This is a genomic window from Frankia sp. CcCS3, from assembly GCF_977927575.1.
The window spans coordinates 1-5,360 of sequence record NZ_CDWRCL010000257.1 but is presented as its reverse complement, the minus strand read 5'-3'; the positions used below and the strand labels follow the sequence as shown (position 1 = coordinate 5,360).

General features: G+C 71.9%; 3 protein-coding genes and 1 pseudogene. 1 reads left to right on the top strand and 3 read right to left on the bottom strand.

What is annotated here, in order from left to right; translation table 11 throughout:
• A partial coding sequence (locus tag AC08OQ_RS17405; RefSeq protein ID WP_476612210.1) for an MMPL family transporter occupies positions 1 to 1,267 on the top strand: 1,267 nt, incomplete at its 5' end.
• Here AC08OQ_RS17405 and AC08OQ_RS17400 read toward each other — a convergent pair.
• The 3 genes and pseudogenes from AC08OQ_RS17400 to AC08OQ_RS17390 form a co-directional block, all read right to left on the bottom strand.
• Positions 1,227 to 2,834: a glutamine synthetase family protein gene (locus AC08OQ_RS17400; protein ID WP_476602026.1), complete on the bottom strand. Its 1,608-nt coding sequence runs from the start codon at positions 2,832 to 2,834 to the stop codon at positions 1,227 to 1,229. The two genes, AC08OQ_RS17405 and AC08OQ_RS17400, sit on opposite strands and share 41 nt — an antisense overlap.
• An 11-nt stretch (positions 2,835 to 2,845) precedes the next feature.
• Entirely contained in the window at positions 2,846 to 5,014 is a 2,169-nt protein-coding gene (locus tag AC08OQ_RS17395; RefSeq protein ID WP_476602025.1) for an IucA/IucC family protein, read from the bottom strand.
• Positions 5,011 to 5,360 (bottom strand): annotated as a pseudogene (locus AC08OQ_RS17390) (lysine 6-monooxygenase); the annotation flags it as partial. The gene AC08OQ_RS17395 and the pseudogene AC08OQ_RS17390, both read right to left, overlap by 4 nt.

The following is a 5,360-nucleotide window of genomic DNA, read 5'->3' as shown; positions in this document are numbered from 1 at the left end:
GATCGGGTCCGCGGGCGCGGCGGGGCCGGCGCCCGTGGGGTCGGCGCCCGTCGTGGTGCGCGAGGCGGCCGACTCGCCGTTCTGGCGTCAGGTCGCCGGCACCGTGATGCGCCACCCGGTACTCACCGGCCTGCCGGTGATCGCGGTTCTGCTCGTCCTCGGGGCGCCCTTTCTGCACGTGAACTTCGGCACCCCGGACGACCGGGTGCTGAAGCCGGGCTCGGCGGACAGCCGGATCGTCGGTGATGCCCTGCGGGGCGCGTTCGCCGCCGACATCGGCGGCGCGCTCGACGTCGTCGTCCAGGCCGCCGGGCCGGGCATGATCGACCGGTCCGCGCTCGCCTCCTACGCGACCGCGCTGTCCGAACTGCCGGACGTGGCCCGGGTCGATAGCGCCCTCGGGTCCCACATCGATGGGCGCCGGGTCGTACCGTCCGGTCCGGCCAGCCGACGGTTCGCGATCGCCGGAGCGGATTCCCTCCAGGTTGTGCCCGCGGTGGACTATGCGTCGGACCGGGCGCAGGCTCTCGTCCGGGCCGCGCGTGCGGTGCCGGCGCCCGTGGGGACCAGTGTGCTGATCGGTGGCGCATCCGCCGTCCTGGTAGACGGCAAGACCACGATCGCCGACCGTCTCCCGGTCGCCCTCGGGCTGATCGCGCTGGCGACCTTTGTGCTGCTGTTCCTGTTTACCGGCAGCGTGCTGCTACCGGTGAAGGCCATCGTGCTTAACGGGCTGGTGATGTGCGCCGTGTTCGGCGCCTCGGTGTGGATCTTCAGTGACGGCCACCTGTCCGGGTTCCTCGACTTCACCCCCGGCCCGCTGGACACCTCCATGCCGGTCCTGCTCTTCTGTATCGCCTTCGGGCTCTCGATGGACTACGAGGTCTTCCTGCTCTCCCGGATCAAGGAGGCGCACGACGCCGGCGCGCCCAACACCGAAGCGGTCGCCACCGGGCTCGCCCGGGTTGGGCGGATCGTCAGCACCGCCGCCGCGCTGCTCGCCGTCACCTTCGTCGCGTTCGGTACCTCGTCGGTCCGGTTCATCCAGATGTTCGGGATCGCCACCGCGCTCGCGATCGTGCTCGACGCCACCCTCATCCGAGGGGTGCTGGTCCCCGCCTTCATGCGGGTGGCCGGCGACTACAACTGGTGGGCCCCTGGCCCGTTGCGGACTCTGTATCAGCGGTTCGGACTGCGCGAATACTCCGTCCCGGAGCAGGCCGGGGTCAGAACCGTTCGAAGCCGCGCCGACGCTCCCAGTCGGTGACGGTCCGCTCGTAGCCGGCGAGCTCGACTTCGGCCGCATGGGCCAGATGGGCGACGACCCGATCACCGAAGGCGGCCCGGGCCACCGCACTGGCCCGCCACCCGTCCACCGCCTCCCGCAACGTCGCGGGCAGCCGTGGCAGGTCCGGCATGGTGAAGGCGTTGCCCATCCGTCCGGGTTCGAGCGGGAGACGGTGCTCGATGCCGTAACGGCCGGCCGCGATCATCCCGGCGACGGCGAGGTAGGGATTCGCGTCACCGCCCGGCACCCGATGTTCGACGCGCAGCCCCGACCCGTCGCCGACCACCCGTATGGCGCAGGTCCGGTTGTCGCGTCCCCAGCTGATTCCGGTCGGAGCGAAGGAGCCCGGCGCCAGGCGCTTGTACGAGTTCACGTTGGGTGCGTACAGCAACGCGAAATCGGCCATGCAGGCGAGCTGCCCGGCCACGAACGAGCACATCAGCGCGGACATCCCGGCGGTGTCGTCGCGAGAGCCGGGGGGTGGGAAACCGGGGGGTGCGGTGCTCGGTGGGGCCAAGCCGGGGTGCCGGACGAGCGCCCCCTCACCTTCGGGGGACGGCGCGAACACACACGCCCCGCCCGTCCCGCGCAGGGACAGATGAACGTGGCAGGAGTTCCCCTCGCCCCCGTCGTACTTCGCCATGAAGGTCAGGGCCTGCCCGCCCGCCGCGGCGATCTTCTTGGCGGCGGTCTTGTAGAGGGTGTGGTTGTCGCAGGCCTGCAGCGCCTCGGCATACCGGAACACGATCTCGAACTGCCCCGGATGGACCTCCCCGCGCGCGGACTCGACCGCCACCCCGACGCCGGCCATCGCCCGCCGGATGCGCCGGACCAGATCGTCCAGTCCTTCCGTGCCGGAAAGCGCGTAGTCGATGTTGTAACGGCTGGCCGGGGTGAGATCGGTGTAGGAGCGCCGCGCAGCTCGACGGTAGGACTCGCGGAAGACCAGGAACTCCAGCTCCGTCCCGGCGAAGGCGGTCAGACCGGAGTCGGCGAGCGCGTCGAGCTGTCGACGCAGCACGGCACGGGGAGCGACGTCCACCGGGGACCCGTCCGGCCAGAACGCGTCCGCGAACACCACCGCGTCGGACGGATGCCAGGGTGCGCGGCGCAACGTGGTGAGGTCGGGCTGTAGCCGTAGATCACCGAAGCCGTCGTACCAGGGCGAGTGGGGGTAGCCTCCGTCGGTCTTCATGTCGACGTCAACGGCGTGCAGGTAAGTGCAGGCGCCGAGGCCGTCGGCGAGCACCGGTCCGGTGAAGTGCTCCGGGGACACGGCGCTGCCGACGAGCCGGCCCTGCAGGTCGACGGTGGCGACGATGATCTCCTCGACTGGTTCGGCTCCGGCCAGCAGGTCACGTAGCACTCCCCGGCCGGCTGCGTTCTCCCCGACCGCCTGATCGGACGATGACCCGGGGCCGATCGGGCGGGGCTGGACCCGCGGTGCGGGCCGCCCGGTTGGCTCAGGTGGCTCAGGCGGGCCCGGGGGGTCGGGATGGGCCGGAACCTGGGCCGATGGTGGGGTCGGAACCGGCGACGATGTCATGCGTTCTCCGTTCATACCGTAGGCGGCGCCGGTTCCGTCGGGGCTGCCGGTTGTGCCGGGCCCGTCGTGAGGGTGGACACGTCGTGCAGGGGGTTCGCGACCTCGCCGTGCATCAGGTCGAAGCCTCCGTCCCGGTCGGCGCGATCGTGGAACCCGGCGCCCGCGAACTGCTCGCGGTTCAGGCAGACCCGACCGAACGCCGGCCCGAGGAGATCGATCGAGGTGAACCGCTCCCGCAGGGCCGGGAACCTCGCGTGGTACCGGTCGACCGTCGCCCGCACGAGCCGCCAGAACTGGTTCTCGCCCACGTCGAGATGATCCGCCACGAGCACCGCGAAGAAGCGGAAGTGCCCGGCGAACACCGCCGAGAGCAGGGAGTGGGCCAGGACCGGGCCGGGCCACCGCCGGCAGTGCTCGACCGCCTCCGGTGGCATCTCCCGCCGCTCGGGGAACTCGCCGGACACCAGTTCGATGTCCGCGCCGAAGTCCTTCACGGCTATGCGGCGGGGCATCTCCTCGGCATCGAAGATGCACAGGACGTTCTCGCCGTGCGGCGTGAAGGCCACGCCGTACCGGTACAGGTAGTGCAGCAGCGGCGGCAGGAGGGCGGAGAACAGCGCGGCGAGCCAGTCGTGTGCCGGCCGGCCCGAGCGGGCCACGAGCTCGGCGACGACTGCCCGACCGTCGGAGCCGACCGCCAGCAGGGACGCGAGGCTGCGCGCCCGCTCCCCGCCGTCGAGAAACCGCTCCACCGGATCACGCCAGAGCACGCCGAGTAGTTCGTGGAGGCGGTAGGGCGCGTCGGGGACGGCGTCGTAGGCCGGGTGCCGGACGGTGGCGCCGACGACCTCCGGAAGCAGGAGAACCCGGGTCACATCGCGCAGGAAGGGATCCGCGTCGCGCAGCCCGAGCAGCCAGCTCGACATCGCCGGTCCGGCGATGGCGTCAGCCGCCGACATCCCCCGCCACACCAGCGTGTTACGGATCATCAGCGCGAGCTTGACGTTCCGCCGGTCCGGCCGGTCGACGTTGGCGAGGGTGCGCACCGCCTGCAGGGGCAGGTACCGGTCCGGTGCCTCGCCCAGCGGGACCAGCAGACCGGTGGCGATCTCAGCCGCATAGAGCGGCACGATTACGTTCTCCCACTGCCACGGATGGACGGGTAGCCAGATATAGTCGGCGATCGTCGTACCGGCGGGTGGTCCGGCGGCGGGCGCGGGGCCCGGCCGGCGTGGATCGTCTGGCAGGGCCCGGCGGAGCACATCGGTGAAGTGGGTGCGGGTCTGCTCGTCGAGTTCCGTGGTGAGCAGGTCAGGCGCGGTCGACGAGCCCTGTCCGGAAAGGTCGATGGCCCCGGGGCCGCTGGTTCTGGGGGCGCTGGCCTCGGGGGCGCTGGCGCTGTACCGCCCGATCGCGCGGTGTGCGGCCACCCACCGCAGTCGGAAGGGCCGGCGTGCCTCGGGGGTGTAGACAGCCGCGGCCGCGCCGAAACCGAGCCGTCCCTTGTTCGCGACGAGACAGGGATGGCCGGTCTGGTGCCCCTCGAGCGCGACGAACGGCAGATTGGCGAGATCCACCGCGGGAATCGCCGTTCCGAGTAGATGATGATCGGCGGCCTGGGTGGCGAGCAGATCGCGTACCACGTCGGCGAGGACCGGGTCGGACCAGCCGAGCAGGACCTGCATGTCCTGGAGGAAGCGGATCGGGTCGTCCGCCGGTGCGGTGCCCGGAACGGTCGGTGTGGTGCCCGGTTCGGGGGGTCTGCCATCCGGGCCGGGCGGCGTAACCGAGCGGGTCAGCGTAGCGGCATCGATCCACCAGGACCCGAATGTGCCACGTCGGGCGGTGAAGGCGTACGTGGCGCCCGCGGCTCGGAGCCGGTAACCCTGGATGGGACCCCGTCCGATCGGGGGGTGCCTGCGCCCGTTCGGGGCCACGCCGCGCACCGTGAGGTCGCTCGTCCGCGCCGGTGCGGTGGGTGTCGGCCCGCCCGGGGAGCCCGCCGGCCCGGCCGCGGCATCCGCTGGCTCGTCGGGTTGCGGACTGAGTAGCTCCTCGTAGGCCATTTCAGCGATGAGCTTGGCCAGCAGGGCACGGCCGGCCTGCCGCCATCGGTCCGCCGACCCGGTCCGCCCCGGGGACGGTGCCGCGGGCGGCGGCGCGGACCATGACGTGGTCAACGTCCGACCGTTCCGGCTGTCTTGGCCGTCTCGACCGGGGCCGGATCGCGCGGCCGCGCGATCCGCTCGCCGGCGGCCTGGCCATTCCCGTCCGGCTGGCCCGACCGGGCGGGGACCCCGAAGGTCGTGAACGCCGACGGCGACGGCAGCCGGTACGCGTCGCCGTCGGTCAGGTCGTCGAGGATGACCGCGGCGCGCCAGGCGCCGAGGCCGAGATTGGGCGTCCCGACGCCGTGTGTGTGCAGCTCCGCGTTCTGGACGTAGACACGGCCGGTGAGACCGGCGTCGGTCGCCACCCGGTACCGGGCGTCGACGCGGAAGCGGATCTGTCGCTGATCTTGTGATC

Coding starts and splice junctions, on each gene's coding strand:
- AC08OQ_RS17400 (WP_476602026.1), bottom strand. CDS start 2,834: ATGACATCGTCGCCGGTTCCGACCCCACCATCGGCCCAGGTTCCGGCC.